Source organism: Spirillospora sp. CA-108201, assembly GCF_050936235.1.
Classification (GTDB): Bacteria; Actinomycetota; Actinomycetes; order Streptosporangiales; family Streptosporangiaceae; genus Spirillospora.
Genome location: NZ_JBNJNE010000001.1, coordinates 7,943,693 through 7,967,616 on the forward strand (window position 1 = coordinate 7,943,693; position 23,924 = coordinate 7,967,616).

26 protein-coding genes are annotated in these 23,924 nt (G+C 71.8%); 16 read left to right on the plus strand and 10 right to left on the minus strand.

Features of this window, described 5'->3' with window-relative positions:
• Positions 1 to 6 precede the first annotated feature (6 nt).
• Complete coding sequence (locus tag ACQEU6_RS38185) at positions 7 to 759, plus strand: SDR family NAD(P)-dependent oxidoreductase (protein WP_499338564.1); 753 nt, start codon at positions 7 to 9, stop codon at positions 757 to 759.
• Between the two features lie 11 nt (positions 760 to 770).
• Positions 771 to 1,547: an SDR family oxidoreductase gene (locus tag ACQEU6_RS38190; RefSeq protein WP_499338565.1), complete on the plus strand. Its 777-nt coding sequence runs from the start codon at positions 771 to 773 to the stop codon at positions 1,545 to 1,547.
• A 66-nt stretch (positions 1,548 to 1,613) separates the two neighbouring features.
• Here the strand turns inward: ACQEU6_RS38190 and ACQEU6_RS38195 are convergent, their stop codons facing one another.
• Positions 1,614 to 2,534 carry an SDR family NAD(P)-dependent oxidoreductase gene (locus ACQEU6_RS38195; RefSeq protein ID WP_499338566.1) on the minus strand — a complete coding sequence of 307 codons (921 nt, stop codon included), beginning with the start codon at positions 2,532 to 2,534 and terminating at the stop codon, positions 1,614 to 1,616.
• Positions 2,535 to 2,704: 170 nt separating this feature from the next.
• Here ACQEU6_RS38195 and ACQEU6_RS38200 point away from each other — a divergent pair, with 170 nt between their 5' ends.
• The 4 genes from ACQEU6_RS38200 (at position 2,705) to ACQEU6_RS38215 (ending at position 8,319) form a co-directional block, all read left to right on the plus strand.
• On the plus strand, positions 2,705 to 4,297 hold the full coding sequence (locus ACQEU6_RS38200; RefSeq protein ID WP_499338567.1) for an acyl-CoA synthetase: 1,593 nt from the start codon (positions 2,705 to 2,707) through the stop codon (positions 4,295 to 4,297).
• 68 nt (positions 4,298 to 4,365) lie between these two features.
• Positions 4,366 to 5,526 carry a steroid 3-ketoacyl-CoA thiolase gene (locus ACQEU6_RS38205; protein WP_499338568.1) on the plus strand — a complete coding sequence of 387 codons (1,161 nt, stop codon included), beginning with the start codon at positions 4,366 to 4,368 and terminating at the stop codon, positions 5,524 to 5,526.
• Between the two features lie 7 nt (positions 5,527 to 5,533).
• A complete protein-coding gene (locus ACQEU6_RS38210; protein WP_499338569.1) occupies positions 5,534 to 7,711 on the plus strand; it encodes an acyl-CoA dehydrogenase family protein in 2,178 nt (725 codons plus the stop codon).
• Positions 7,708 to 8,319, plus strand: coding sequence for a PaaI family thioesterase (locus ACQEU6_RS38215; protein ID WP_499338570.1), 612 nt, complete (start codon positions 7,708 to 7,710; stop codon positions 8,317 to 8,319). Before ACQEU6_RS38210 ends, ACQEU6_RS38215 begins: the two co-directional genes overlap by 4 nt.
• A 22-nt stretch (positions 8,320 to 8,341) precedes the next feature.
• Here the strand turns inward: ACQEU6_RS38215 and ACQEU6_RS38220 are convergent, their stop codons facing one another.
• The 4 genes from ACQEU6_RS38220 to ACQEU6_RS38235 form a co-directional block, all read right to left on the minus strand.
• A complete protein-coding gene (locus ACQEU6_RS38220) occupies positions 8,342 to 8,935 on the minus strand; it encodes a GNAT family N-acetyltransferase (RefSeq protein WP_499338571.1) in 594 nt (197 codons plus the stop codon).
• On the minus strand, positions 8,932 to 9,540 hold the full coding sequence (locus ACQEU6_RS38225; protein ID WP_499338572.1) for a TetR/AcrR family transcriptional regulator: 609 nt from the start codon (positions 9,538 to 9,540) through the stop codon (positions 8,932 to 8,934). Before ACQEU6_RS38225 ends, ACQEU6_RS38220 begins: the two co-directional genes overlap by 4 nt.
• Before the next feature lie 132 nt (positions 9,541 to 9,672).
• Positions 9,673 to 10,017 carry a hypothetical protein gene (locus ACQEU6_RS38230; protein ID WP_499338573.1) on the minus strand — a complete coding sequence of 115 codons (345 nt, stop codon included), beginning with the start codon at positions 10,015 to 10,017 and terminating at the stop codon, positions 9,673 to 9,675.
• Positions 10,017 to 10,466 (minus strand): ATP-binding protein, encoded by a 450-nt coding sequence (locus tag ACQEU6_RS38235; protein WP_499338574.1) that lies wholly within the window; start codon positions 10,464 to 10,466, stop codon positions 10,017 to 10,019. Before ACQEU6_RS38235 ends, ACQEU6_RS38230 begins: the two co-directional genes overlap by 1 nt.
• 99 nt (positions 10,467 to 10,565) lie before the next feature.
• On the opposite strand from ACQEU6_RS38235, the gene ACQEU6_RS38240 reads away from it, so the two are divergent.
• The 3 genes from ACQEU6_RS38240 to ACQEU6_RS38250 all read left to right on the plus strand — a co-directional run bounded on the left by ACQEU6_RS38240 (position 10,566) and on the right by ACQEU6_RS38250 (position 12,028).
• Positions 10,566 to 11,375 carry a helix-turn-helix domain-containing protein gene (locus ACQEU6_RS38240; protein ID WP_499338575.1) on the plus strand — a complete coding sequence of 270 codons (810 nt, stop codon included), beginning with the start codon at positions 10,566 to 10,568 and terminating at the stop codon, positions 11,373 to 11,375.
• Complete coding sequence (locus tag ACQEU6_RS38245) at positions 11,372 to 11,560, plus strand: DUF397 domain-containing protein (protein ID WP_499338576.1); 189 nt, start codon at positions 11,372 to 11,374, stop codon at positions 11,558 to 11,560. The genes ACQEU6_RS38240 and ACQEU6_RS38245 overlap by 4 nt, the downstream gene beginning before the upstream one ends.
• Before the next feature lie 297 nt (positions 11,561 to 11,857).
• On the plus strand, positions 11,858 to 12,028 hold the full coding sequence (locus tag ACQEU6_RS38250; RefSeq protein WP_499338577.1) for a hypothetical protein: 171 nt from the start codon (positions 11,858 to 11,860) through the stop codon (positions 12,026 to 12,028).
• 33 nt (positions 12,029 to 12,061) lie between these two features.
• On the opposite strand, the gene ACQEU6_RS38255 is transcribed toward ACQEU6_RS38250, so the two are convergent.
• Positions 12,062 to 12,523 carry a hypothetical protein gene (locus tag ACQEU6_RS38255; RefSeq protein WP_499338578.1) on the minus strand — a complete coding sequence of 154 codons (462 nt, stop codon included), beginning with the start codon at positions 12,521 to 12,523 and terminating at the stop codon, positions 12,062 to 12,064.
• A gap of 550 nt (positions 12,524 to 13,073) precedes the next feature.
• On the opposite strand from ACQEU6_RS38255, the gene ACQEU6_RS38260 reads away from it, so the two are divergent.
• The gene (locus ACQEU6_RS38260; RefSeq protein WP_499340487.1) at positions 13,074 to 13,610 is read left to right on the plus strand and encodes a Type 1 glutamine amidotransferase-like domain-containing protein; all 537 of its coding nucleotides are present in this window, start codon (positions 13,074 to 13,076) and stop codon (positions 13,608 to 13,610) included.
• A gap of 249 nt (positions 13,611 to 13,859) precedes the next feature.
• Positions 13,860 to 14,390 carry a hypothetical protein gene (locus ACQEU6_RS38265; protein ID WP_499338579.1) on the plus strand — a complete coding sequence of 177 codons (531 nt, stop codon included), beginning with the start codon at positions 13,860 to 13,862 and terminating at the stop codon, positions 14,388 to 14,390.
• 111 nt (positions 14,391 to 14,501) lie between these two features.
• Here the strand turns inward: ACQEU6_RS38265 and ACQEU6_RS38270 are convergent, their stop codons facing one another.
• Positions 14,502 to 15,248, minus strand: a complete 747-nt coding sequence (locus ACQEU6_RS38270; protein ID WP_499338580.1) for a hypothetical protein — start codon at positions 15,246 to 15,248, stop codon at positions 14,502 to 14,504.
• 11 nt (positions 15,249 to 15,259) lie between these two features.
• Positions 15,260 to 15,658, minus strand: a complete 399-nt coding sequence (locus ACQEU6_RS38275; RefSeq protein ID WP_499338581.1) for a MerR family transcriptional regulator — start codon at positions 15,656 to 15,658, stop codon at positions 15,260 to 15,262.
• A gap of 88 nt (positions 15,659 to 15,746) precedes the next feature.
• Here ACQEU6_RS38275 and ACQEU6_RS38280 point away from each other — a divergent pair, with 88 nt between their 5' ends.
• Positions 15,747 to 16,757 carry an SDR family NAD(P)-dependent oxidoreductase gene (locus ACQEU6_RS38280; RefSeq protein WP_499338582.1) on the plus strand — a complete coding sequence of 337 codons (1,011 nt, stop codon included), beginning with the start codon at positions 15,747 to 15,749 and terminating at the stop codon, positions 16,755 to 16,757.
• Between the two features lie 46 nt (positions 16,758 to 16,803).
• Here the strand turns inward: ACQEU6_RS38280 and ACQEU6_RS38285 are convergent, their stop codons facing one another.
• Complete coding sequence (locus ACQEU6_RS38285; RefSeq protein WP_499338583.1) at positions 16,804 to 17,310, minus strand: DUF4240 domain-containing protein; 507 nt, start codon at positions 17,308 to 17,310, stop codon at positions 16,804 to 16,806.
• 97 nt (positions 17,311 to 17,407) lie between these two features.
• Between ACQEU6_RS38285 and ACQEU6_RS38290 the strand changes: the two genes are divergently transcribed.
• Both ACQEU6_RS38290 and ACQEU6_RS38295 read left to right on the plus strand, forming a co-directional pair.
• Complete coding sequence (locus ACQEU6_RS38290) at positions 17,408 to 18,844, plus strand: AAA family ATPase (RefSeq protein WP_499338584.1); 1,437 nt, start codon at positions 17,408 to 17,410, stop codon at positions 18,842 to 18,844.
• Between the two features lie 104 nt (positions 18,845 to 18,948).
• Entirely contained in the window at positions 18,949 to 19,740 is a 792-nt protein-coding gene (locus ACQEU6_RS38295; RefSeq protein ID WP_499338585.1) for an SDR family oxidoreductase, read from the plus strand.
• A 39-nt stretch (positions 19,741 to 19,779) separates the two neighbouring features.
• On the opposite strand, the gene casG is transcribed toward ACQEU6_RS38295, so the two are convergent.
• On the minus strand, positions 19,780 to 21,387 hold the full coding sequence (gene casG / locus ACQEU6_RS38300) for a steroid-24-oyl-CoA synthetase (RefSeq protein WP_499338586.1): 1,608 nt from the start codon (positions 21,385 to 21,387) through the stop codon (positions 19,780 to 19,782).
• A 243-nt stretch (positions 21,388 to 21,630) separates the two neighbouring features.
• Here casG and ACQEU6_RS38305 point away from each other — a divergent pair, with 243 nt between their 5' ends.
• A complete protein-coding gene (locus ACQEU6_RS38305) occupies positions 21,631 to 22,392 on the plus strand; it encodes an SDR family NAD(P)-dependent oxidoreductase (RefSeq protein WP_499338587.1) in 762 nt (253 codons plus the stop codon).
• Between the two features lie 112 nt (positions 22,393 to 22,504).
• Positions 22,505 to 23,923: an ABC transporter substrate-binding protein gene (locus ACQEU6_RS38310; RefSeq protein ID WP_499338588.1), complete on the plus strand. Its 1,419-nt coding sequence runs from the start codon at positions 22,505 to 22,507 to the stop codon at positions 23,921 to 23,923.
• Position 23,924: the final 1 nt, after the last annotated feature.

Sequence of the window (23,924 nt, forward strand, 5' to 3'; positions counted from 1 at the left end):
GCCGCCATGAATCGCTTTGACGGCGTGAAAGTGCTGCTCACCGGGGCGGCGTCGGGCATCGGACGGGCCACCGCCATCCGCCTGGCCGCCGAGGGCGCCGCGGTGTACGCCGTGGACGTCTCGGAGCAGGGCCTCGCCGGCACGGCCGCGGCGGCGGCGGGCGGCCCCGGCACCGTCGCCACCCGCGTGGCGGACGTTACCGACGAGGCCGCCGTGGTCGCCGCCGTCGCGGACGCGGCGGGAACGCTCGGCGGCGTCGACGTCCTCGTCAACGTCGCGGGCGTCCACAAGACCACCCCGATCGAGACCCTCACGGTGGACGACCTCTACCGGATGTTCTCCGTCAACCTCGTCGGCACGGCCCTGTTCTGCCGCGAGGCCCTCCGGCACCTCCCGGACGGCACCGGCGTGATCGTCAACACCTCGTCGCTGTCGGCGACGCAGGGCAACCCGTTCATGACGGCGTACTCGGCGTCCAAGGGCGCCGTGCTGGCGTTCTCGCTGAGCCTCGCCGCCGAGCTGGCCGCCCGCCGCATCCGCGTCGTGCCGATCTCCCCGGGCGCCGTCGACACCCCGCTGACCCGGGCGCCGGGCATGTTCCCGGACGGCCTGGACCTCACCTACTTCTCCAAGATCCGCTCCTACTACGGCGCGGCCGAGCCCGAGCACATCGCGGCCGCGATCGCGTTCGCCGCCTCGTCCGACGCCGCCTACTTCACCGGCGCCGACCTCCGCGTGGACGGCGGCGCCCACACCTGAGAGGGACCACCATGGCACGCACCATCGCCGTCAGCGGGACGGCGTCCGGCATCGGCAACACGCTCGCCGGGCAGCTGCGCGAGCAGGGCGACACGGTCATCGGGGTCGACCTGCGCGACGCCGACGTGTGCGCCGACCTCGGCGGCGCCGAGGGACGGGCGCGGGCGGTCGCGCAGGTGCTGGACCTGTGCGGCGGCACCCTGGACGCCGTCGTCGCCTGCGCCGGCGTCTCCGACTTCACCGACCTGCCCGTCAAGGTCAACTACTTCGGCGTCGTCGCGCTGATGGAGGGCCTGCGCCCCGCGCTGGCCCGGGCGCGGGCCCCGCGCGCCGCCGTCGTCGGGTCGATCGCCGGCACGCACCCCGCGGACGACGACACCGTGCGGGCCTGCCTGGCCGGGGACGAGCCCGCCGCGCTGGAGGCGGCGGCGAAGGTCGTCGCGGCGGGCGCGGGCAACAGGACGTACCCGTCGTCGAAGGCGGCGCTGGCCCGGTGGATGCGCCGCGCGTGCGTCACCCCCGAGTGGGCCGGGGAGGGCATCCCGCTCAACGCGGTCGCGCCGGGCGTCGTCAGGACGCCGATGAGCGCGCCGCTGTTCGAGGACGAGGCGATGCTCAAGGTGATGAACGAGGCCGTCCCGATGCCGCTGAACGGCTACGCCGGCCCCGAGGTGATCGCGGAGGCCCTGCGCTGGCTGGTCTCGCCCGCCAACACCCACATGACCGGCCAGGTCGTCTACGTGGACGGCGGCGCCGAGGCGACCCTGCGCGGCCCGGACGTGTTCTGAGCCGACGTGTTCTGAGCGGACGAAAGCCGCCCCCTCCGCTTCGGCGAGGGGGCGGCGTTCCGCGTCTCAGTGCCTGCTGGTGCCGGTGTCGTCGAGCGCGGCGACGCTGTAGGCGGCGTAGGTCCGGTGCGGCTCGCGTCCCTCGAAGTACGGGGTGACCTGCGCGCCGAACTCCTCGACGGAGAACACGCCGTTCGCGGCGGTGAACTTGTGCTCCACGGTCGGCGCGGCCATCAGCGCGACCATGTCGCCGTACACGACGAACACCTGGCCGCTGATCTTCTCCGCCGCCGGGGACGCCAGGTAGCCGACGAACGTCCCGACCCGCTCGGGCGCCATGGAGTCCAGCCCGCCGGGGGCGGTGCCCTCCGCGAACGTCGCCTCGGTCATCGCCGTCCGGGCGCGGGGGCAGATCGCGTTGGCGCGCACCCCGTACCTGCCGAGGCCCGCCGCCGTCGACAGCGTCAGCGCGACGATGCCGGCCTTCGCCGCCGAGTAGTTCGGCTGGCCCGCCGACCCGAACAGGAACGCCTCGGACGCGGTGTTGACCACCCGCCCGTAGACCGGGCCGCCCGCGGCCTTGCCGGCCGCGCGCCAGTGCACGGCGGCGGCCCGCGACACCGACGCGTGGCCCTTCAGGTGGACGCGGACCACGTCGTCCCAGTCCGGCTCCGACAGGTTGAACAGCATCTTGTCGCGCAGCACGCCCGCGTTGTTGACCAGGACGTCCAGCGAGCCGAACGTGTCGACGGCGGCCGACACCAGCGTGTCGCCCATCGACCAGTCGCCGACGTCCCCCGTCACCGCGACGGCCTGGCCGCCCGCCTGCTCGATCTCGGCGGCGACCTCCTCGGCGGCCGGGCCCATGTCGTTCACGATGACGTTGGCGCCCCGCGCGGCCAGGGCGAGGGCCTCGCAGCGGCCCAGCCCCGCGCCCGCGCCGGTGACGATGGCGGTACGGCCCGCCAGGGAGAGGTCAGCGTTCATCGGAGCCTCCGGGTCGGTGTGGGAATCGTCCGCCGGGAGGCTAGTACGTATTCTAGTTCCACCACCGGGGACGTCCCGCTGAGCGGGCCCGCGGCGGCCGTTTGATCGGCGCGGACCGCTGAGTGGGACAGCCGTTGTGTACGGATGAGAATGAATTCTAGTCTCGCGCCATGACGCTGAACCTGGCGACCCTCTTCGAGGCGGTGGCGGCGGCCGTGCCCGGCCGCCTCGCCCTCGTCTGCGGCGACCGCAGGCCGACCTTCGCCGAGCTGGACCGGCGGGCGGACGCCGTGGCGCACCGGCTGCGCGCCGCGGGCATCGCGCCCGGGGACCACGTCGGCGTCCACATGCTGAACAGCGCCGAGTACGTCGAGGCGCTGCTCGGCTGCCTGAAGGCCCGCGCCGTCCCGGTCAACGTCAACTACCGGTACACCGACCGCGAGCTCCACCACATCTACACCGACGCCGAGATGGCGGGCCTGGTCGTGGACGCGGAGTTCGCCCCCGCCGCCGCCCGCGTGGCCGGCGACTGCCCCGCGCTCCGCCACGTGGCGGTCGTCGGGACGGACGGCGAAGCCCCGGCATGGCCGCCCCAGGTCGACGTCACCGCCTACGACGCGAGCGAGACCGAGATCGGCCCGTCCCTCCGGGAAGGCCGGAGCGCCGACGACCGCTACATCCTCTACACGGGCGGGACCACCGGGCTGCCCAAGGGCGTCGTCTGGCGCCACGAGGACTTGTACATGGCGGCCGTGAAGGGCGGGAACCCGTACGGCGACCCGCACCTCACCGCGGAGTCCCTCGCCGCCGCCGCACGCGACGGGCAGGCGCTCAGCTACATGCTCACGATGCCGCTGATGCACGGCGCCGCGACCTACACGCTGCTGATGTCGCTGTTCACCGGCTCCACCGCGATCCTGATGCGCCGCTTCGACCCGATCGAGGCGCTCGGCCTGATCGAGCGCGAGAAGCCCATGATCGTCACGGTGGTCGGGGACGCGATCGCCCGCCCGCTCGCCGACGCGATCCGCGCGCACGGCGCCCGCCACGACGTGTCGTCGTTCCGGGTGCTCGGCTCCGGCGGCGCGATCCTGTCGCGCAGCGTCCAGGAGGAGTTCGCCGAACTGGTCCCCGGCCTCCACATCAGCAACGGCTTCGGCGCCTCCGAGTCCGGGGTGGACGGCGACATCAGCGTGGGCGAGGACGGCCTGATGCGGCTCGCCGCCGGCCCGCGCGTCACCGTCGTCGACGCGGGCATGAAGCCCGTCCCGCGCGGCTCCGGCGAGGTCGGCCACGTCGCCCGGTCGGGCCACGTCCCGCTCGGCTACTGGGGCGACCCGGTGAAGACCGCCCGGACGTTCCCCGTCATCGACGGCGAGCGCTGGACGATCCTCGGCGACATGGCCCGCGTCGAGGCCGACGGCACCGTCGTCGTCCTCGGGCGCGGCTCCGGCTGCATCAGCACCGGCGGCGAGAAGGTCTTCCCCGAAGAGGTCGAGCAGGCCCTCAAGTCGCACCCGGCGGTGATGGACGCCCTGGTCGCGGGCGTCCCCGACGACCGCTTCGGCGAACGCGTGGCCGCCGTGGTCGAACTGCGCCCCGGCACGTCCGCCACCGTCGAGGACCTGCGCGCCCACTGCCGCACGCACCTCGCGGGCTACAAGATCCCCGCCCTCGTCACCTTCACCCCGATCGTCCGCTCCCCGAGCGGCAAGGCCGACTACCGCTGGGCCAAACGCGTCCTCACCGAGCCCACGGCCTGACCTTCCGCCTTGCGCGGGGCCCGGTGGCGCACTGATCTGCTCGTTCGTCGTGTAAAGGAGTGTCTTCCATGCCCGAGGCCGTCATCGTCGATGCCGTCCGGACCCCGGTCGGCAAGCGGTACGGGGCCCTGTCGGGGCTCCACCCGGCGCAGTTGCTCGGGGCGGTGCAGCGCGGGCTGCTGGAGCGCGCCGGCGTCGAGGCCGCGACGGTGGGGCAGGTCGTCGGCGGGTGCGTGACGCAGGCGGGCGAGCAGTCCAACAACGTGACCCGCAACGCCTGGCTGTACGCGGGCCTGCCGTACCAGACGGCGTGCACGACGATCGACTGCGCGTGCGGGTCGTCCCAGCAGGCCGTGCACCTCGTCGCCGGGCTGATCGCGTCCGGGGCCGTCCACACCGGGATCGGCTGCGGCGTCGAGGCGATGAGCCGGGTCTTCCTCGGCCAGGCGCTCACGCCGGAGACCGGCAGCCCGGCGCCGGACGGCTGGGAGATGGACATGCCCGACCAGTTCACCGCCGCCGAGCGCATCGCGAGCAAGCGCGGCATCACCCGCGCGGACGCGGACGCGTTCGGCCTGGCGTCGCAGGTCAAGGCGAACGCGGCGTGGGCGGACGACCGTTTCGCGGGCCAGATCCTGGAGATCGAGGCGCCGGTCATGACCAAGGAGGGCCCCACGGGGGAGACCGCCGTCGTCACCCGCGACCAGGGCCTGCGCGACACGACCGCCGAGGCGCTCGCCGGGCTGAGGCCGGTCCTGCCGGGCGGCGTCCACACCGCGGGCAACTCCTCGCAGATCAGCGACGGCGCCGCGGCGGTGCTGCTGATGGCGGCGGACCGGGCCGCCGAGCTGGGGCTGCGCCCCCGGGCCCGGATCGTCGCGTCCGGGATGGTGGGCTCCGACCCGTACTACCACCTGGACGGGCCGATCGAGGCGACGCGGCACGTCCTGGACCGGGCCCGGATGAAGCTCTCCGACATCGACCTCGTGGAGATCAACGAGGCGTTCGCGTCGGTCGTCCTGTCGTGGGCGTCGGTGCACGGCGCGGACATGGACCGGGTCAACGTCAACGGCGGCGCCATCGCCCTCGGCCACGCCGTCGGCTCCACCGGCGCCCGCCTCATCACCCAGGCCGTGAACGAGCTGGAGCGGTCCGACAGGTCGACGGTGCTCGTCACGATGTGCGCGGGCGGCGCGCACTCCACGGCCACCATCATCGAACGGATCTGAGGACCACATGACCATCGGGCTGACCGAGGAGCACCGCGACCTGCGCGACGCCGTGCGCGCGTTCACCTCCCGGCAGGTGACCCCCGCGGCCGTCCGCGCCGCCGTGGACGCCGACCGGGAGAAGGCGCCCGCGTTCTGGGACGAGCTCGCCGCGCAGGGGCTGCTCGGCCTGCACCTTCCCGAGGACGCCGGCGGTGCCGGCTACGGCCTGGTCGAGCTGGCCGTCGTCCTGGAGGAACTGGGGCGCGCCGTGACCCCGGGGCCGTTCCTCCCGACGGTGCTGGCGAGCGCCGTGCTGCACCGGGCGGGGCGCGCCGAGCGCCTGCCGTCCCTCGCCGACGGGAGCACGGTCGGCGCCGTGGGGCTGGACGCGGGAAGCCTGGCGCTCTCCCGCACGGACGGCGAGGCCACCGTGTCCGGCACGTCGGGACCCGTTCTGGGCGCCCCGCTGGCGGACGTCCTCGTCCTCCCCGTGAAGGACGGCGACGCGACGGCCTGGATCGTGCTGCCCCGGGACGCCGCGACGGTGGACGAACTGCCCGGCCACGACCTGACCCGGCGGCTGGCACGGGTCGGGTTGGAGAACCGGACCGTCCCCGGCGGTTCGGTCCTGAACCTGGACTCGCAGGCCGTGCGCGACCTCGCGGCGGTGCTGTTCGCCGCCGAGGCGTCCGGCCTGGCGGACCGGGCCACGACGACCGCGGCCGACTACGCCAAGGTCCGCGAGCAGTTCGGCCGTCCCATCGGGCAGTTCCAGGGCGTCAAGCACCGCTGCGCCCGGATGCTCGCGCACGCCGAGCAGGCCCGCGCCTGCGCCTGGGACGCCGCCCGCGCCCACGACGAGGGGCGGGAGCGGGAAGCGTCGCTGGCGGCGGCGGTCGCCGGGGCCACCAGCGTCCAGGCCGCGTTCCAGACCGCGAAGGACTGCGTGCAGACCCTCGGCGGCATCGGCTTCACCTGGGAGCACGACGCGAGCCTCTATCTGCGTCGCGCCCAGACCCTCCGCGTCCTGCTCGGCTCCACCGCGTCCTGGCGCCGCCGCGTCGCCCGCCTCACCCTCGACGGCGTCCGCCGCGAGCTCCGCGTCGAACTCCCCGCGGAGGCCGAGCGGATCCGCGCCGAGGTCCGCGCCGAGCTGGAGCCCGCGAAGGCCCTGGACGGCGGGGAGCGCGCCGCCTACCTCGCCGACCGCGGCTACACGTCCCCCCACCTGCCCGAACCCTGGGGCAAGGGCGCGGACGCCGTGACCCAGCTCGTCATCGCCGGGGAGATGCGCGCCGCCGGCCTGCGCGCCCACGACATGATCATCGGCAACTGGGTGGTGCCGACGCTGATCGCGCACGGCTCGCCCGCCCAGCACGAGCGCTTCCTGCCCGCCTCGCTGCGCGGCGACGTCCGCTGGTGCCAGCTGTTCTCCGAGCCCGGCGCCGGGTCCGACCTCGCCGCCCTCAGCACCCGCGCGGAGAAGGTCGAGGGCGGCTGGAAGATCACCGGGCAGAAGGTGTGGACGTCGATGGCCCGCGAGGCCGACTGGGGCATCCTGCTCGCGCGCACCGACCCGTCCGTCCCGAAGCACAGGGGCCTGTCGTACTTCCTTCTCGACATGAGGTCGCCCGGCATCGACATCCGGCCGCTGCGCGAGCTGACCGGCGACACCCTGTTCAACGAGGTGTTCCTGGACGGCGTGTTCATCCCCGACGACCTCCTCGTCGCCGCGCCGGGCGACGGCTGGAAGCTCGCCCGCACCACGCTGGCCAACGAGCGCGTCTCGCTCTCGAACGACTCGTCCCTGGGCAGCGGCGGCGAGGCCCTCCTCAAGCTGGCGACGGACGCCGGCGACGAGCGCCTGACCACCCTCGGCGGCATCCTCTGCGACGCGCAGTCGAGCAGCCTCTTCGGCCTGCGCACCACCCTGCGATCCCTCGCCGGAGGCCAGCCCGGCGCCGAGTCCAGCATCGGCAAGCTGATCGGCGTCGAGCACATCCAGCAGGTGTGGGAGACGGCCGTGGACTGGATCGGCCCGGAGGCGCTCTCCGGCGAGGGGCGCGGCGGGATGGGCGATCCGACCTGGATGTTCCTGAACTCCCGCAACATGTCGATCGCGGGCGGCACCACCGACGTCCAGCTGAACATCATCGGGGAGCGCCTCCTCGGCCTGCCGCGCGACCCGCAGGCGGCGTCGTGACCCTCGACCTCCAAGCCGAGTTCCAGGCGACCGGCGTGGACGCGGCGGCCGCGGCGGCTCGCCGCGTCCTCGACGCGCTGGTCCGCTCCGGCGACCTCTCCGGGGCCGACATGTCCGACGTCGCCGACCGGCTGAACGCGGTGGCCGACGACCTGGAGGCGGCGGCCCCGCCGCTGCGCGACCGCCTGGTCGACATGTGGCGCGGCGACGGCAACACCCGCCACGACCCGGTCACCGGCCCCGAGAACCCGATCGCCCCGCCGCTCGAATACAGCGCCGCGGACTCCCGCACCATCGAGGCCACCGCGACGCTGGGCCTGCCCTACCAGGGGCCGCCGTCGAGCGTCCACGGCGGGATCTCGGCCCTCCTCCTGGACCACACCCTCGGCGTGGCGAACGGGTGGGCGGGCAAGTCGGGCATGACGGCGGAACTGACCCTGCGCTACCACCGCCTGACCCCGCTCTTCGAGCCCCTCACGATCAGCGCCCGCCAGGTCTCGGTCGACGGCCGCAAGATCCGCACTGTTGGAGCGATCCAGGCGGACGGAGAAGACTGCGTGACCGCCGAGGGCCTCTTCATCGCCAAGTACCCACCCCGCCCCCGCTGACCTGCGACGACCGCCGGAACGGTCACACCGTCTGGCCGAGTCGCATGGAGACGTAGTCGGTGAACCCCGCACGCCGGGCGAACTTGACGGGGCGCCGCCGGTACTCGGTGAACCCGAGCTTGGCATAGAGGCCAATCGCTGGGGCGTTGGTGTCCTTGATGTCGCGGAGCACGAATTCGTCGTAGTCCGGAAGGGCGAGGATGCGTCGCATGAGTGCGGTCGCGACCCCGCGTCCCTGGCTGCCGGGCTCGGTCGTGACGAAGCCGATCTCTGCCAGGCCCGCCCGGGTCTCGTCCGCCGCGCCGAGAAACTGGGAGCGAAGGACGAGGTGGCTGATCGTGCCGTGCACCGCGCCCAGGTGGCGTCGGATCTCGGACCATCGGGGCGCGAAGCACTCCTGCGCACCCGCGGTGACAGAGGCGACGGCCGCGGGCTCGCCCTCCAGGAGGGCGACGTAGAACCGGTTCAGCAGGACCATGTGCTCGAACGCATCGGTGAGCTTCCGCGGATCGGAGGAGAAGAACGCGAAGTCTTGGGCGAAGCCGTGGACCAGCACCGCGGTGATCCGCCGCCGGTAGTCCTCGCCCAGTTCATCGCCGCGCCTGACCTCGATCATCCGGACACTCCTTCCGTGAGTACTCTCAGCACGATGTGGACGTCCGGGACGGCGAGCTCGGCACCGAGGGCGAGCCGCATGGTCGTCAGACCGCCGAGGGTGGCGAAGTAGCATGCCGTGATCTCTGCCGGATCGCCGCTGCCGAACTCGCCCGCGGCCTGGCCGCGCCGCACGCACTCCTCGAAGGCGCGCCACATCGAGCGCTGTGCCCCGACGATCCGCTCGACCGTGCCGGGGGGTGTGTCGGTGGTGACCCCGTGGTTGACGACGACGACGAACTCGGCGGCGCCGTCGTCGGCCGTGACGTCGGCCAGAAAGCGGGCGGTGAACGCGCAGATCAGGTCCACCGGCCGCCCCTCTCCCGAAATCTCGGCCGTGAGCGCGACGAGGCCGGCGACAGCCTGGTCGAGCAGGGCCAGGTACAGCTCGTCCTTCGTGGCGTAGTGGCGGTAGATCGACCCGATGCTCACGTCTGCTTCTCGCGCGATGTCGCGGACGGTCGACGCCGCGAACCCTCGGCGGGCGAACACCCGGACGGCGGCCGTCTGGATGACCTCGTGCGTTGCCGCGCGCAACGCGGCGTTCTGCTCGGCAGTGCGCGGCATGGAACCTCCGGGATGAAATGAACTTTCGTTCATTCTACGGCAACGCGGCGGCCACCGCCCGCCCCCTCTTCGTCGCCAAGTAGCCACCCAGCCCCCGCCGGCCACACGAATGAATACGCATTTGTGTGCTGGTCACCAGGTGGACGGGAACAAGCGGTGCTTGAGGAGCAGGTCGACATGTTCGGCCGCCGCCTCGACGTCCCCGCAGGGGACCAGGTAGCCGAACCGTCCGCGCTGCGCCCGGTGATATGCCCAGCCGCCGGAGACGGCCCGGACGCTCACCACGACCCCGACGTCCGCGGCGACGCCGCTCGCATAGACCCAGAGCAGCGGCACCGGCAGCGGGAATTCCTCGGGCTCATAGAGCCTGACGCACCGCCAGCCTTGCGAACCGACCGCCCCGGCGAGCATCTCCAGGAACCGCACCGCCGTCCGGTGTCCCCGGCGGGTACGCCACCTCAGCAGGAGCCGCTCCATCAGAAGGCCACCCTCGCCCACACCCATTTGCCGTGCGGCTCGGTTCTGGTGACCCCGCACTCTGCGGCCAGCGCCTGCACGATCGGCAGGCCCCGCCCCCGCGTCCCGGCGTCGTGCCCAGGTTCGAGTGCCCGCGCGTCCGGGACGATGTCCTCCAGGGACAGTTCGACCATCGGACGCAGCACGGGCATGGCATCGGACGAGTCCCACACCGCGAGCATGACGGTTCGCACCTCTCGCACGAACCTGACCCGGATCTCCCGATAAAGGGTGACCTCCACCGCATTGGCGACCAATTCACCGGCTACCTGGTAAACGTCCCCGGCGATCCCCGTAAGTCCCCATTCACGAAGCCGAAGCCCCGCCAACGTCCGCACCAGCCCCGCCGTCGACCGCGCCGCAAGACATCGAATGTCCAACTCGCCTGAGTTGATAGTGCCCTTTTTCATATCCGCCTTCTTTCTTTCTGTCTGTTTCAAGGGCAGAGTCGCGCGGTCGTGTTTAAGCTGTGGGGTATTCGTTGACGTTGTGTACTGGGGAGGTCGGCGATGGCGCCCATGCCGGGTATTGATCCTGACGACTCGCTCTGGTCTTGGCTGGCCTTCGACCTGCGCTTCTATCGGGAAGGCAGGGGATTGACACAGGCCGAGGTAGGCAAGATCCTTGGTGTCACAAAGCAGCAGGTACACAATCTCGAAAGTGGCATCCGAAAACCAAATAAGACGCAGGCCCAAACTCTGGACGCGGCGTGGGGCGCCGGCGGGCACTTCGCTCGGCTGCGCAAGTTCGCCGAAGAGGGGCATGATCGAAACTGGTTCAGGACTTTCGTCCTCTACGAGGCCAGAGCATGCATCGTCAAGGCTTACAGCTCATCGATCGTCCATGGGCTGCTGCAGACTCCCGACTATGCCCGTGCCTTGCTCGTCGCCGGTCACGTAGGTGACGTTGAGGCCGCACTCGCGGCGCGCATGTCGAGGCAGGCGGTATTGGGGACGGAGCACCCTCCGGAGATGTGGGTCCTCATCAACGAGAGTGCCTTGGAGCAGCCGGTCGGAGGACCAGCGGTCATGCGACGCCAGTTGGCTCACCTCTTGGAGGTCAGTCGCTCGCCTAATTTTGTTCTTCGGGCCGTCCCGCGCCGTGTTGGGGCCCATATGGGACTGGACGGATCCTTCACGGTCATCTCGACCAGGAACGAGCGGGTGGCCTACCTCGAAGCACTGGGCGGAGGGAGGCTGGCGCAGGAATCCGCAGAGGTGGCTGGCCTCGCCTTACGATTCGACCGCATCGGGGCAGACGCGTTGTCTCGAACTGACAGTCGGGTGTTGATCGAAAGAATTATGGAGGGCATGGCATGAGCGTGGTGTGGCGCAAGGCGAGCCGGAGCAACACCCAAGGAGATGAGTGCGTGGAGGTCGCCAACCTTGGTGGCCACGTCGGCATGCGGGACAGCAAAGCGCCCGAGGCCGGTCACCTCGTCCTCACTCCTGAGGTATTCGGGCAGCTGATGAACCGTTTGAAGCGCGGCGATCAGGTTTCCTGATCGCTGCCGCGGCGGCGGGCCCCGGCTGGGGTCGGGGCTCGGCCGTGACGGAGGCTCGGTTGTTTCTGGGGTCGGCTGGATTGTGGGCGTTGCCCTGCACGGCGAATCCAGACTGGTGCGGCAAGGTGCCCGGCATGCCGCCGATCAAGGAGGGGAACCGGCTCCGCGCTCGCCAGGATCCTGGCCAAGGGGCTTCCCGCCGGGCTCCGCAGCGGTTGGAACGCGCGGAAGAGCTATCAGCCCTGGCTCAGGGGCTTCTTTGAGAACGTCGCGCACGCGCCGCTCGAAGATAGTGACGTGCTCGCCTGGCACTGCTTCTACAATCCGGCCAAAAAAGTTCATGTCAACGACCGGGGCGATGTGCTCGCCGAGCGCATCGAGCCCTGCGGTTTCTTCGCTTTGGACAGCTATCTGACGCTCGACGACGCCATCAGCGAGGCCTTGGGTGTGGCTCCCGCGAGCGACTGAACACCGGTATTTCTAGTTAGCAGCGTCCGGCGGTCAGCGGATCGGCTGGTCCCAAAGGATCTCCACCTTCTTGAGGTGGTCGCGATCGGCCAGGCATGCGTAACCGGGCAGGTTCGCACCGATGTCACCGGCGAGTAGCGGCGACACTGCGGCGATGCTGTCGGTCTCGAAAGGAGCTTTTCCGGGAACCTGCACCCGCACACGGACGCGGTAAAAGCGGGTGTCGTTGATCTGGGCGCGCTCACCGCGCACGCCGAGGATCTCGGCGGTGCAGTTGACCGCGTGGGCGTGGGCCACCTGGCTGCCAGTTATCTCATGATTCACCGAGACGACCAAGGAGATTCCCCACCCGCATCCCCCAGCGGCAAGCAAGAAGATCAAACCACCGATTGCCACCTTGGGCTCGCGCTCGCGCAGCCCTCCGACCAGGCCGAACAGCCCGAGAGGGACCAGCGCCAGCACGGGGATGCTCAAAGCGACGATGATGAAGGCCACGAGGTCAAATTAGCTGGATCTATGGCTCGCGCTTCGCCTCGGATCGCGCTTGATCTGGCCTGCACATGGCCCGCGAATGGTGACACACGGTCTGCCTTCGCCATCGAGCGCCCGGACGAGCTCCGCGCCCTCGTCCTCGCCGGCCGGCCGATAGGGCCCGCCGTTCGCCCACCGGCTGATCCGGCGGTGGGACGGCTCAGACGCTGCGCAGGACCGAGACGACGATGACCGTGTCTGCTCAAGGCCTTGGAGGGCTTGACCAGGTGGCGTGCGGTTGCGGCACAGGTGTGCGCGGCGTCCATGGTCCGGCAAAGCGCCAGAGGCCGGTCATCTCCTCATCAGTCCGCAGGCGTTCGGAGCGCTGATGGACCGCTTGAGGCGCGGCGATCAGGTTTCCTGATCGCTGCCCCGCGGCGGGCTTCAGCTGGGGTCGGGGCTCGGTCGTGTAGGGGCGGGGGACGATCGGGGGGTGACGTTCTTGGGGGCACGGTTGTTTCTGGGGTCGGCTGGGTTGGGGGCGTTGCCCGCCTGGTTGGGCTCGTTGCCAGACGTGCCGCGCCGGGCGGTGCTCGTCCCTACGGCGGCGAATCCTCTGCCGTCCGCGCCGTTCGTCCGTGCCGCCGCCGAACTGCTCGGGGCCGCAGGGCTGGTCTTGGACGTCCTTGATCTCGAAGGCGCCTCGGGTGACGACGTCCGGCGCGTGCTGGACGGCGCTCAGGTCGTCTTCGTCACGGGCGGGTATCCCGTCTTTCTGCTGGAACACGTCCGCCGCAGCGGGTTCGACCGCGTTGCCGCGCCCGCCGTCGCCGACGGGTCTCTCGCCTACGTGGGGATCTCGGCCGGGGCGGCTCTCGCCGGGCCGGACCTGCGGCCGCTGCGAGCCGCGGACGACCCCGGAACAGTCGACTCCACCGCCGGGCTCAACCTGGTCCCGTTCGTCGTGCTGCCCCACCGCGACCGGGGACGGGCCGAGCGGCACGATCGGCTGGCCGACGACCCCGCCCGGACGTGGCCCGTGATCTCGATCAACGACTACCAGGCCGTCAGCGTCGCCGGCGACGCCTTCGAGGTCCTGCACTCCGGCTGACGCTCAGCAGGCAGCGCGCGAGGCGCGTCCGGTCGCCCACTTCCTGCTGCGGCGGGGCCGTGATCGCCGTGTTGCCGATCGTTCCGTGCCGTGGACGGTGGTGGGTGACACCCGCGCATGAACCGCGTGTGCCACGCAACCCAAACACCCACACCACTCAAGGAGCACGACATGGGTCGTCTTCTCAATCAGCGCCTTCTGACCATGCCGTCCGACAGCCGTCCCGTGATCAAGGGCGGTTCGGCCCCGGTGGCCGTCGTCGCCGAGGACCGTACGGACATCCAGGTCGTCCTGGAGGGCGTCGGCCTCAAGAGGATCGCCGAGCGGGCCATCCTGGACCCCACCATCAACGAGCAGGTCTTCGTCAGGTGCGAACGCCTGTGGAGGAGGGGCGGTCACCTCACGGCGGTCACCGTCCGTGTCCCGCGCGGCTTCGACTACCTGCGGGTGGAGACGCGCGGCGGTATCACCGTGGCCGGCCCGGTAGGGGACGCATTCCTGCACGCCGCCAAGAGCATCGAGGTCGAGGAGATTCCCTCGGACTCCTCGGTTCACATGAGGACCACGCGCCGCTACGGCCAGCCCATCAAGGTCGGGCGGGTCAGCGGTGACCTCACGGCGTGGACGAAGGGAGGGTCCGTGCAGATCGGGGCGGACCACCCCGAGAGACTCTTCATCAGCACCATCGGAGGCGACATCGATCTCCGCGGTTGCTGGGACGACGAAGACCTGGAGATCTTCGGCGAGAGGGGGCGCGTGACCCTTCGGAGGGACACGTGACCCGCCACGGGTGACGGCCCCTGGCCGTCTCCTGCCGCACTGAGGCTTCGGCGCCAGCCGAAGCCTCAGAAGAAGGGCCCGGCGCCAGCCGGGCCTTTCTCTTGCCCGTCGTCAGTAGCGGCCGGTGCCCAAGGCGCTGTGGGCAGTACAGCCGGTTGCGGTCTCGGTCCGGGGCAGGACCCATGCCTTCCTCTTGCCCGGTGTGACCTTTGCGAGGACGCAGTGCGGCTCACCCGGGGGCGCGGAGCCCGCGATCAGGGCCACGCCTACGGCGAAGTCCGATTCGGCCTCGGTCTCGATCCTGATCGCGGGGTGCAGGGCGAGGTTCGCCAGGGCGACGCGGACGTCCTTCTCCTCCACGCCTCGGCCCGAGGGGAGCGTGTTCACCTTGGGCAGGGCGCGCGCGATCCGAGCGGCGGAAAGCGGTGGTCCCTCGGGCCATGGGGCGAACGTTGGTGGAGCCCCGCCGGGGCAGGGGGTTCGGGGCGGGACGGTGTCCCACTCGCCGAGCTCGCCGTCGAAGGCCAGGTCGTAGCAGCGGTCCACGGTGACCCGTCCCGGGCCGTGGAACAGGCCCTCGCTCTGCTGCGCGGTGCCGGAGACCTTCACGATCACTCGGACGCCGCCCGGGGCGCCGGTGTCCGCGCCCGACACCCTCAAGACCTCGACGCCCTTGAGGTCCGCGATGTGGTGGCCGATGTCGTCCGCCTTGGCCAGCCGGGTGCCGTACATGGCGTTGCCCACCCGCTCGGCCTTGCCGCGCGCGTCGTCCGCGGCGTTCTCCTCGGCCGTGGCGTCCGCGCAGCTGGCGGCGGCCAGGGCCGTGACGGCGAGAGCCGCGACCATGATGAGTCGCACCGGATGCCCACCTACGCCCGCGGCGGTGCGGGGTTCGCGGGCACGGGGCCGAGGCGGTGCAGGGCGGTGGCGAGGATCGAGTCGAGCGCCCGCTCGGCCGTCCTGAGCCGGGTGATCGCCCCGGTGATGCGCGAGTGCTCCTGCCGCAGCCTGGCGATCGTGGTCGGGCAGGACGACGGCACCATCCGCCCCTCCTCGTCGTGGACGCAGGGCAGGAGCTGGGCGATGGTCGTGGTGGGAAGTCCGGCCGCGAGCAGGGCCCGGATGTGGCGTACCGCGGTGACGTCGGCGTCGCTGTACTCGCGGTAGCCGTTGGCCAGCCGTGCCGGGTGCAGCAGCCCCTGGTCCTCGTAGTAGCGCAGCAGTCGCCGGCTGATCCCTGTCGCGCCGGCGAGCTCACCGATCCGCATCCGCTCTCCTCCTGGGTTGACCCTCACATGAATGTGACGCCTTAGCGTGCCGGGTATTCCCGACCCAAGGATTTCGAGGAGGCGGAGAGTGTCCGGAGCGGTGGTCATCGGAGCAGGCCCGGGGATCGGTCGGGCGGTCGCGCGCAGGTTCGCCCGGGAGGGGTATCCCATCGCCCTCGTGGCCCGCGGCGACGAGACGCTGCGAGCCGCGGCCCGTGCCGTCGAGGCCGGCGGGGCGCCCGCCCTCACCCTCGCGGCCGACAGCGCCGACGAGGACGCCCTGCGCGCCGCCCTGGACCGGGCCGTCGCCGAGTTCGGGCTTCCCGACGTCGTGGTCTACAACGCCGCGATCGTCCAGGCCGACGCGCCGGGGGAGTTGCCGGCGCGCGCGCACCTGGAGGCCTGGGCGGTCAACGTCGTGGGCGCGCACACCGCCGCCGCCCATCTGGCTCCGGAGATGGCGCGCCGCGGGAGCGGGTCGGTCCTCATCACCGGAGGCATGCCCGAGCCGAAATGGCAGTACACCAGCCTCTCCCTGGGCAAGGCGGGGGTTCGGACCCTGGTCCGGATCCTCGACCAGCGGTACGGGGACGCCGGAGTCCACGCCGCCAGTGTCACCGTCGACGGCCCTGTGGCGCCGGGCACCGACTTCGACCCCGACGACATCGCCGAGCACTACTGGCGCCTGCACGGCCAGCCGCGGCACCGGTGGGAGCACGAGGTCCTGCACACCGGGCGGCCGGCGCCGACCGGCGTCCTCGCCGGGCTGCTGGACGCCTGGCAGCGCGCCTTCGACCGGCACCGGCCCGCCGAGGTGGCCTCGCTCTTCAGCCCGGACGCGCTCTTCCAGGGCATCGGCCCCTCCCTGCGCAGGGGCACGGCAGAGATCGCCGCCTACTACGGCGACGTCCCCGAAGGCACGACGGCCGGGGTCGACGTGCTCGGTGAGGTTCGTCTGAGCGAACGCCTGGTGAGCGGGTTCGCGGAGGTGACCTTCACCGCCCCGACCGGCGAGGTCCGCCGCGTGCGGTTGTCCGTCGTCGCCGAGAACCGCGAGGACGCCTGGCTCATCCGGCAGTACCACGCCGCCGCGCTCTGAGTCGCGATGCGGCCGCCGCCTCCCGGACGACCCGAAGCGCGGGGGTTCAGTCCGGCCAGCCGGCGCGGTTCGTGCAGCTCTCGCGGGAGATGCCCGTGCCGGTGTCGGGGAAGTCGCCGAAACGTCTGCGGTGCACGTGGGCGAAGAAGTAGCACATCGACTCGCAGTCGGCGTCCGGGACGGCGACGCGGGGGTCCGCCGCGACCGCGGTGTGGAAGTCGCGGCCGAGGGCGACGATGAAGCCGCGGGCGTAGAGGAAGCCGTCGTCGGAGCCGTCGGTCACCTCGTGGACGTCGGCCCGGTCGACCTCGTGGAGCAGGCGCTCGCACGACCGGTCGAGGTCGGTCAGTTCCTCGGCGGACAGGTCGCGGGCGGCGGCGGCGAGGTTGCCGAGGAACGCGTCCAGGGCCTTGGTGACCACGGTGGTCTCGGTCATCTCCCAGGCGTCCGCGGACGGGCCCCGCGTGGTGAGGGCCCGCCGCGCCGCGTTCACCTCGGCGCCCAGCGGCTCCCACGCGGCCTCGATCACGTCCCAGAATCGCTCGTCGCTCATGCCGGAAGCCAACCAGGCCCCGCCGACAGTTCACCGGCGTCGCCCTTCCTTGGTAGTGACAATCTACGTAGACTTAATCTACATAGATTCGAGCTATATGGATGGGGTCGCGGTGTTCATCGGTAGGAGAGCCGAGCTGGCGCTGCTGGAGAAGCGGCTTGAGCGGGTCGCGGCCACGGGGGCCGGGACGGCGGTCGCCCTGCGGGGGCGCCGCCAGGTCGGCAAGTCGCGGCTCGTCCAGGAGTTCTGTGACCGGGCCGGGGCGCCGTACCTCTTCTCGGCCGCCACGAAGGGGGCGTCGCCCGTCGAGGCGGTGGCCTCGTTCGCGCGCGACCTCAGGGAGTCGGCCCTGCCGAGCGAGCCCGACCTCGTTCCCCGGCTGGACGGCGGCAGCTGGCCCGACGCGTTCAGGGTCCTGGCGGCGACGCTGCCGGACACGCCGTCCATCGTCGTGCTGGACGAACTGCCGTGGCTCGCCGAGCAGGACCCCGTGTTAGACGGCGCGCTGCAGACCGCGTGGGACCGGCTGCTGTCGTCCAAGCCCGTCCTGCTCCTGCTGCTCGGCAGCGACCTGCACATGATGGAGCGCCTCACCGCGTACGACCGCCCGTTCTACGGGCGGGCCGACAACCTGGTGCTCGGCCCGCTGAATCCGGCCGACCTGGGGCAGGCGCTCGGGCTCGGCGCCGCCGACGCCGTCGACGCGCACCTGGTCTCCGGGGGGCTGCCGGGCATCGTCCGCACCTGGCCCCAGGCCACGCCCGCACTGGACTTCATGCGCGACGAGTGCGCCGACCCGGCCGCGGCCCTGTTCGGCGTGCCGGAGGCGTCCCTCCTGGCGGAGTTCCCCAACCCCGACACGGCGCGGCGCGTGCTGGAGGCCATCGGCTCCGGCGACCGGACGCACGCCAACATCGCGGCGGCGGCCGGTGGACGCGGCGAGGCGCTCCCGTCCGGGACGCTGTCGCCCCTCCTGCGCCGCCTGACCAGGGAGAAGCGCGTCCTCGTCGAGGAAGGCCCCCTTTCCGCGAAGCCCGGCAAACCCGCCCTGTACCGGATCGCCGACAGCAACATGCGCCTCTACCTGGCGGTCCTCCGGGCTGCCCACGAGCAGGCCCGCCGGGGACGGCCGGAAGCGGGCTTCCGCCTGATCGAGCGCCGCTGGACGTCGTGGCGCGGCCGTGCCGTGGAACCGCTCGTCCGGGAGGCCCTGGAGCTGTCGGACCTGCCGTGGGCCGACGTCGGCGCCGTCGGCGGCTGGTGGAACCGCCGCTTCGACCCGGAGGTCGACCTCGTCGGCGCCGACCGCGCCCCCGTGGCGAACCGGATCCACTTCGCCGGCTCGGTCAAGTGGCTCAACGGCCCCTTCGACGACCGCGACCTGGCGAAGCTCCGCCGGGCCGCGATCGAGGTGCCCGGCCTGGACCCGGCGACCGCCGGGCTCGTCGTGGTGTCGCTCTCCGGCACGGACATCACCGGTGGGGTCGACCTGAGCTGGGGCCCCGCCGACGTGATCGCCGCCTGGCGCCGGTAGGCATGACCGGAGCCACTCGGCGGGTTCTCGCGGCGATGTCACGTTCTGGGGAGCGGCCGGGTCGTGAGGGTGAAAGCGAGATCGGCCGAAGGTTCGGAGGAGTCATGACAGCACCCATCCTGGTCACCGGTGGCACGGGCACGCTCGGGCGGCAGGTCGTTCCGCTGCTGCGGGACGCCGGGCAGGCCGTGCGGGTGCTCAGCCGCGGCAGGCGTGAGGCCGCGGACGGTGTCGAGTACGTGACCGGCGACCTGGCGAAGAACGAGGGGATCGGCGCGGCGCTGGACGGCGTCGAGACCGTCATGCACCTCGCGGGCGGCAACAAGGGCGACGACGTGGTCGCGGGGAACATGGTGCGCGCCGCCTCGCGCGCGGGGGTGAGGCACCTCGTGCTCATCTCGGTCATCGGCGCCGGCAGCGTGCCGGTCGCCTGGCTCAGGACCCAGATGGAGGTGGAGCGGATCGTCGAGGAGTCGGGGGTGCCCTACACGATCCTGCGGGCCGCGCAGTTCCACGACCTGGTGTTCAAGGTGGTGCGGGGGATGGCGAAGTCCCCGGTGGTGCCGGTCCCGGGCGGGCTCCGCTTCCAGCCGGTGGACGCGCGCGACGTCGCCGAGCGGCTCGCGGAACTGGCGCTCGGCGCCCCGGCCGGCCGCGTCCCCGACCTGGCGGGTCCCGAGGTGTTCCCGATCGGGACCCTCGTCCGCGGCTACCTGACGGCGAGCGGCAAGCGCCGCGCGACGATGCCCGTCCGCATCCCGGGAAAGGCCGGGCGCGCCTACCGCGCCGGCGACAACCTCTCCGTCGAAGGCGCCGACCGCGGCGTGCGCACCTGGGAGGACTACCAGTCCGAGCGGCTCGGACGCCCGGCCTCCGCCCAGGCGGCGGCCGGCTGACGGCGCCCGCCGCCGGGCGCCGTCCCGGCGGGGCGGGCGTCAGAGGACCTCGGTCTCGACCTGCCTGCGGAGGACCTTTCCGGTCGCGTTGCGGGGGAGGGGGGCGGTGGTGATGTGCCAGCGGGACGGGACCTTGAAGTAGGCGAGGCGCTCCCGGGCGAAGTCCGCCAGCTCCTCGGCGGCGGGCGGGGCGTCGGCGAAGACGGCGACCGCGGCGACCTCCTGGCCGAGGTCGGGGTGGGGGACGCCGATGACGATGCACTCGCGCAGCCCCGGGTAATCGGCGAGGACGTTCTCGATCTCCGCCGGGTAGACGTTCTCGCCGCCGCGGATGATCAGGTCGGAGCGGCGGGTGGTGAGGCGAAGCCGGCCCTGCTCGACCATGCCGATGTCGCCGGTGTGCAGCCAGCGGGCGGCGTCGAACGCGCGGGCGGTGGCCTCGGGATCGCGCCAGTAGCCGACCATGTTGTAGGCGCTGCGGACGCAGACCTCGCCCTCGACGCCGTCGGGGAGCGGCTTGTCGTCGGGGTCGCGGATCTCCAGCTGCACCCCGACCGACGGGCGGCCGAGCGTCCCGGGCGCCTCCTCCAGGTCGGCGGGGGTGGCGGTGGACACGCCGGTGCACGACTCGGTGAGGCCGTAGCTGTCGACCAGGCCGCCCTTGGCGGGCGGGAACACCGCGCGCAGCCGCTCCTTGAACGCCGGTGAGGACGGCGCGGTGGCCAGCGAGAACGCCGTGAGCGAGGAGACGTCGTACTTCGACAGGTCGCCGTGCTCGATCATCCGGTTCGCCATGGTGGGGACGGCGCCCCAGTTCGTCACGCGCTCGCGCTCGATGAGGGCGAGCACCTTGTCCACGTCGAAGCCGCCCTCGTGCATGATCACGGCGGTGCCGGTGGCGAGCCGGGGCACGGCGAGGTTGTGCAGGCACGCGATGTGGAAGAGCGGCAGCGCCAGCAGGTAGCGGCGGGACGCGGGGTCCACCGGGTCGCCGAAGGCGCGCATCAGGGCGTCGTTGAACCGGTGGTACTCGACCACCGAGGTCAGGTTGCGGTGCGAGTGGACGGCGCCCTTGGGCCGGCCCGACGTGCCGCTGGTGTAGAGGATGACCGCCGGGTCGTCCTCGGCGACCCGCGGCGGCTCCAGCACGGCGTCCGGATAGCGGCGCGTCAGCGACGGGACGTCCCGCTCCACCGTCAGCACGTCCTCGGAGATCAGCGCGGCGCGCTTCTCGTCGGCGATGACGACCTTCGGGTCGGTGTGCCCGAGGGCGTACTCGATCTCGCGGGGGGCCCACCAGGCGTTGTAGCCGACCGCGACGGCCCCGGCGGCGATCGCCGCCCAGAACGAGATGATCCACTCGGGGCTGTTGGCGGCGTCGATCGCGATGCGGTCCCCGGGGCGCACCCCGAGGTCGTCCCGCAGCGCCTTCGCCATGGAGGCGACGGCGGCGGCGTGGTCGGCGAAGCTCAGCCGCCGGTCCGCGGTGACGATGTAGTCGCGGTCGCCGTAGGACGCCGAGCGGACGAGCACCTCGCCGAGGCTCCGGGCGCGGTTCGCGAACACCGGGATCGGGGCGCCGAGCACGTCCTCCTCCCGCAGCTCGAACGCGCCACCGGGACCGGTCAGCTTCCGGACGATCTCCATCGGGACCTCTCCTCCTCGCCGGACGCGCTCATTGTCGGCCGCCCCACCACGGGCTTCACCAGGGCATTCCGCTGAGCGGGACCGCCGTCCGCGGCCCCGGGCACGGTGATTCCCGGTGAGCGGGACTGGTCCCTTCACGTGGTCCCCATCACATCACCATGGGCCCTCACCAGGACTGATTCAGTCCGGCCCCCGGCAAGGGGACCGGGCTGGGCGCGAAGCAGGACTGAGCGGAGTCGTTTCATGGGAAGCCTCAGCGGCAAGGTCGCGATCGTGACCGGAGCGGGACAGGGCGTCGGGCAGGGCATCGCGCTCGCGCTGGCGTCGGAGGGCGCGGCGGTCGCCGTGCTCGGCAGGACGCGGGCCAAGCTCGACGCGACGTGCGAGCTGGTCCGGGAGCGCGGCGCGGAGGCCGAGGCGTTCGAGTGCGACGTCGCCGACACCGAGGCGATCCCCGCCGTGGCCGAGCGGGTCGCCGGGACGTTCGGCGGCGTCGACATCCTGGTCAACAACGCCTACTCCGGCGCCTACGGGCCGCTTCTGGAGATGAGCGACCGCGCGTTCCAGAAGGGTTTCCGGACCGGCCCGTTCGCCGCGTTCGCGTTCATGAAGGCCTGCCACCCGCACATGAGGGCGCGCGGCGGCGGCAGCATCGTCAACCTCGTCACCTCCGCCATGGTCCGCTGGGATCCCACCACCTTCGGAGCCTACGCGGCCGCCAAGCAGGCGCTCCGCTCGCTGACCCGCACGGCCGCCGCCGAGTGGGGGCCGGACGGGATCCGCGCCAACAGCATCGCCCCGCACGCCCTGTCACCCGGGCTGAAGCGGTGGGCGGAGACGAACCCCGAGGAGGCCGAGGAGTTCCGCAAGACGATCCCCCTCGGCTACATCGGCGACTGCGAGGACGACATCGGCAGGGCCGTGGTGGCGCTCGTCCAGCCCGCCATGCGCTACCTCACCGGAGCCACCATCCCGCTTGACGGCGGCCAGGCCCACTTCGGCTGACCCGGCGGCGACACAGACCACGCCCCCCGCCTGACACCACCCTCCACCCCATCTCAACCCACCCCATGCCACCGGCCGCGTGCGCGCGCGCCGGTGAAAGGAGTACGTCCGTATGAAGGTCGACAAGATCGGACGCCTCGCGGCGGGAGCCCTCGCGGTCGCGCTCGTGACGACGTCCTGTGCCAGCGACCGCTCGGGCACCGACGGGACGTCCGCCGGGAACGGATCGGGCGGCGGCGCGAGCGCGGGCGCGGGCGCCAAGGCGTTCGGGACGCTGCCCTCGCCGTGCGGGCCGGGCGACGCCAAGGGCAAGACCGACCAGGGCGTCACCGACGACCAGATCGCGATCGGGTTCGGCGACGACCGCGGCTTCACCTCCGCGCCCGGCCTGTCCAAGGAGATGGGCGACGCCGTCGGCGCCATGATCGACTGGTGCAACCAGCAGGGCGGCATCAACGGGCGCAAGATCAAGGGAAACCAGTACGACGCCGCCTACATGCAGTCCGCGAAGGTGGTGCAGGAGTCCTGCAAGCAGGACTTCATGCTCGTCGGGCAGGGCTTCGCGATGGACGAGGCCGCCGAGCAGTACCGGGTGGGCTGCAAGCTGCCGACCGTCGCCGGCTTCACCGTCGGCCCGAACGCGGCGATGGGCCCGATGAAGTACGAGGCCGTCCCGTACCCGGTGGACATGATGAACATCGGCGCGCTGCGCATCGCGCAGAAGATGTTCCCCGACTACAAGGACAAGACGGACCTGCTGCTGTCGACGTCCCCGGCCGTCAGCACCGGCACCAACAAGGTCGCGAGCGCGATGAAGGGGATCGGCGTCAAGCCGCTGGAGTGCGGCGTCCGGCTGAACGACGCGGGCGAGAGCAGCTACATGCCGTTCGCCAAGAAGATCAAGGACTGCGGGGCGAAGTACCTGTGGACGTCCGACTCGCCCGACCCGGGGCAGTTCAACCTGCTGGAGTCGATCGAGCGGGCGGGCGCCGACCCCACCTACGTGTTCGAGGCGACCTGGTACAGCTCGCTGGTCTCCAAGTGGAACACCTCCGGCGCGGGTGACCGGCTGCACGTCGGCATGATCTTCCAGCCGCTGGAGAACGCGGACAAGGTCCCGGCGGTCAAGCAGTACACCGACCTCGTCAGCGCGAAGAAGGGCAAGGTCGCGCTGCTCGGCATGCAGGCCACCTCGGCGTTCCTGCTGTGGGCGCAGTCCGCGCAGAAATGCGGCTCGGACCTGACCCGGCAGTGCGTGATCAACGAGCTGTCGAAGGTGCACGAGTGGACGGGCGGCGGCCTGCACGCTCCGACCGACCCCGGCAACAACAAGCCGGCGTCGTGCTCGCTCATGGTCAAGCTGAACAAGACCGAGTACGAGCAGGTGTACCCGAAGAACGTCGGCGAGTTCGAGTGCGGCGGCGACTTCGTCGTCAAGACCGACCCGAAGACGTGGGGGACGAAGCTGGGCGACGACCGGATCTCCACCAAGTTCCTGACCGGCGACGTCATCAAGCCCCAGACGTCCTGAC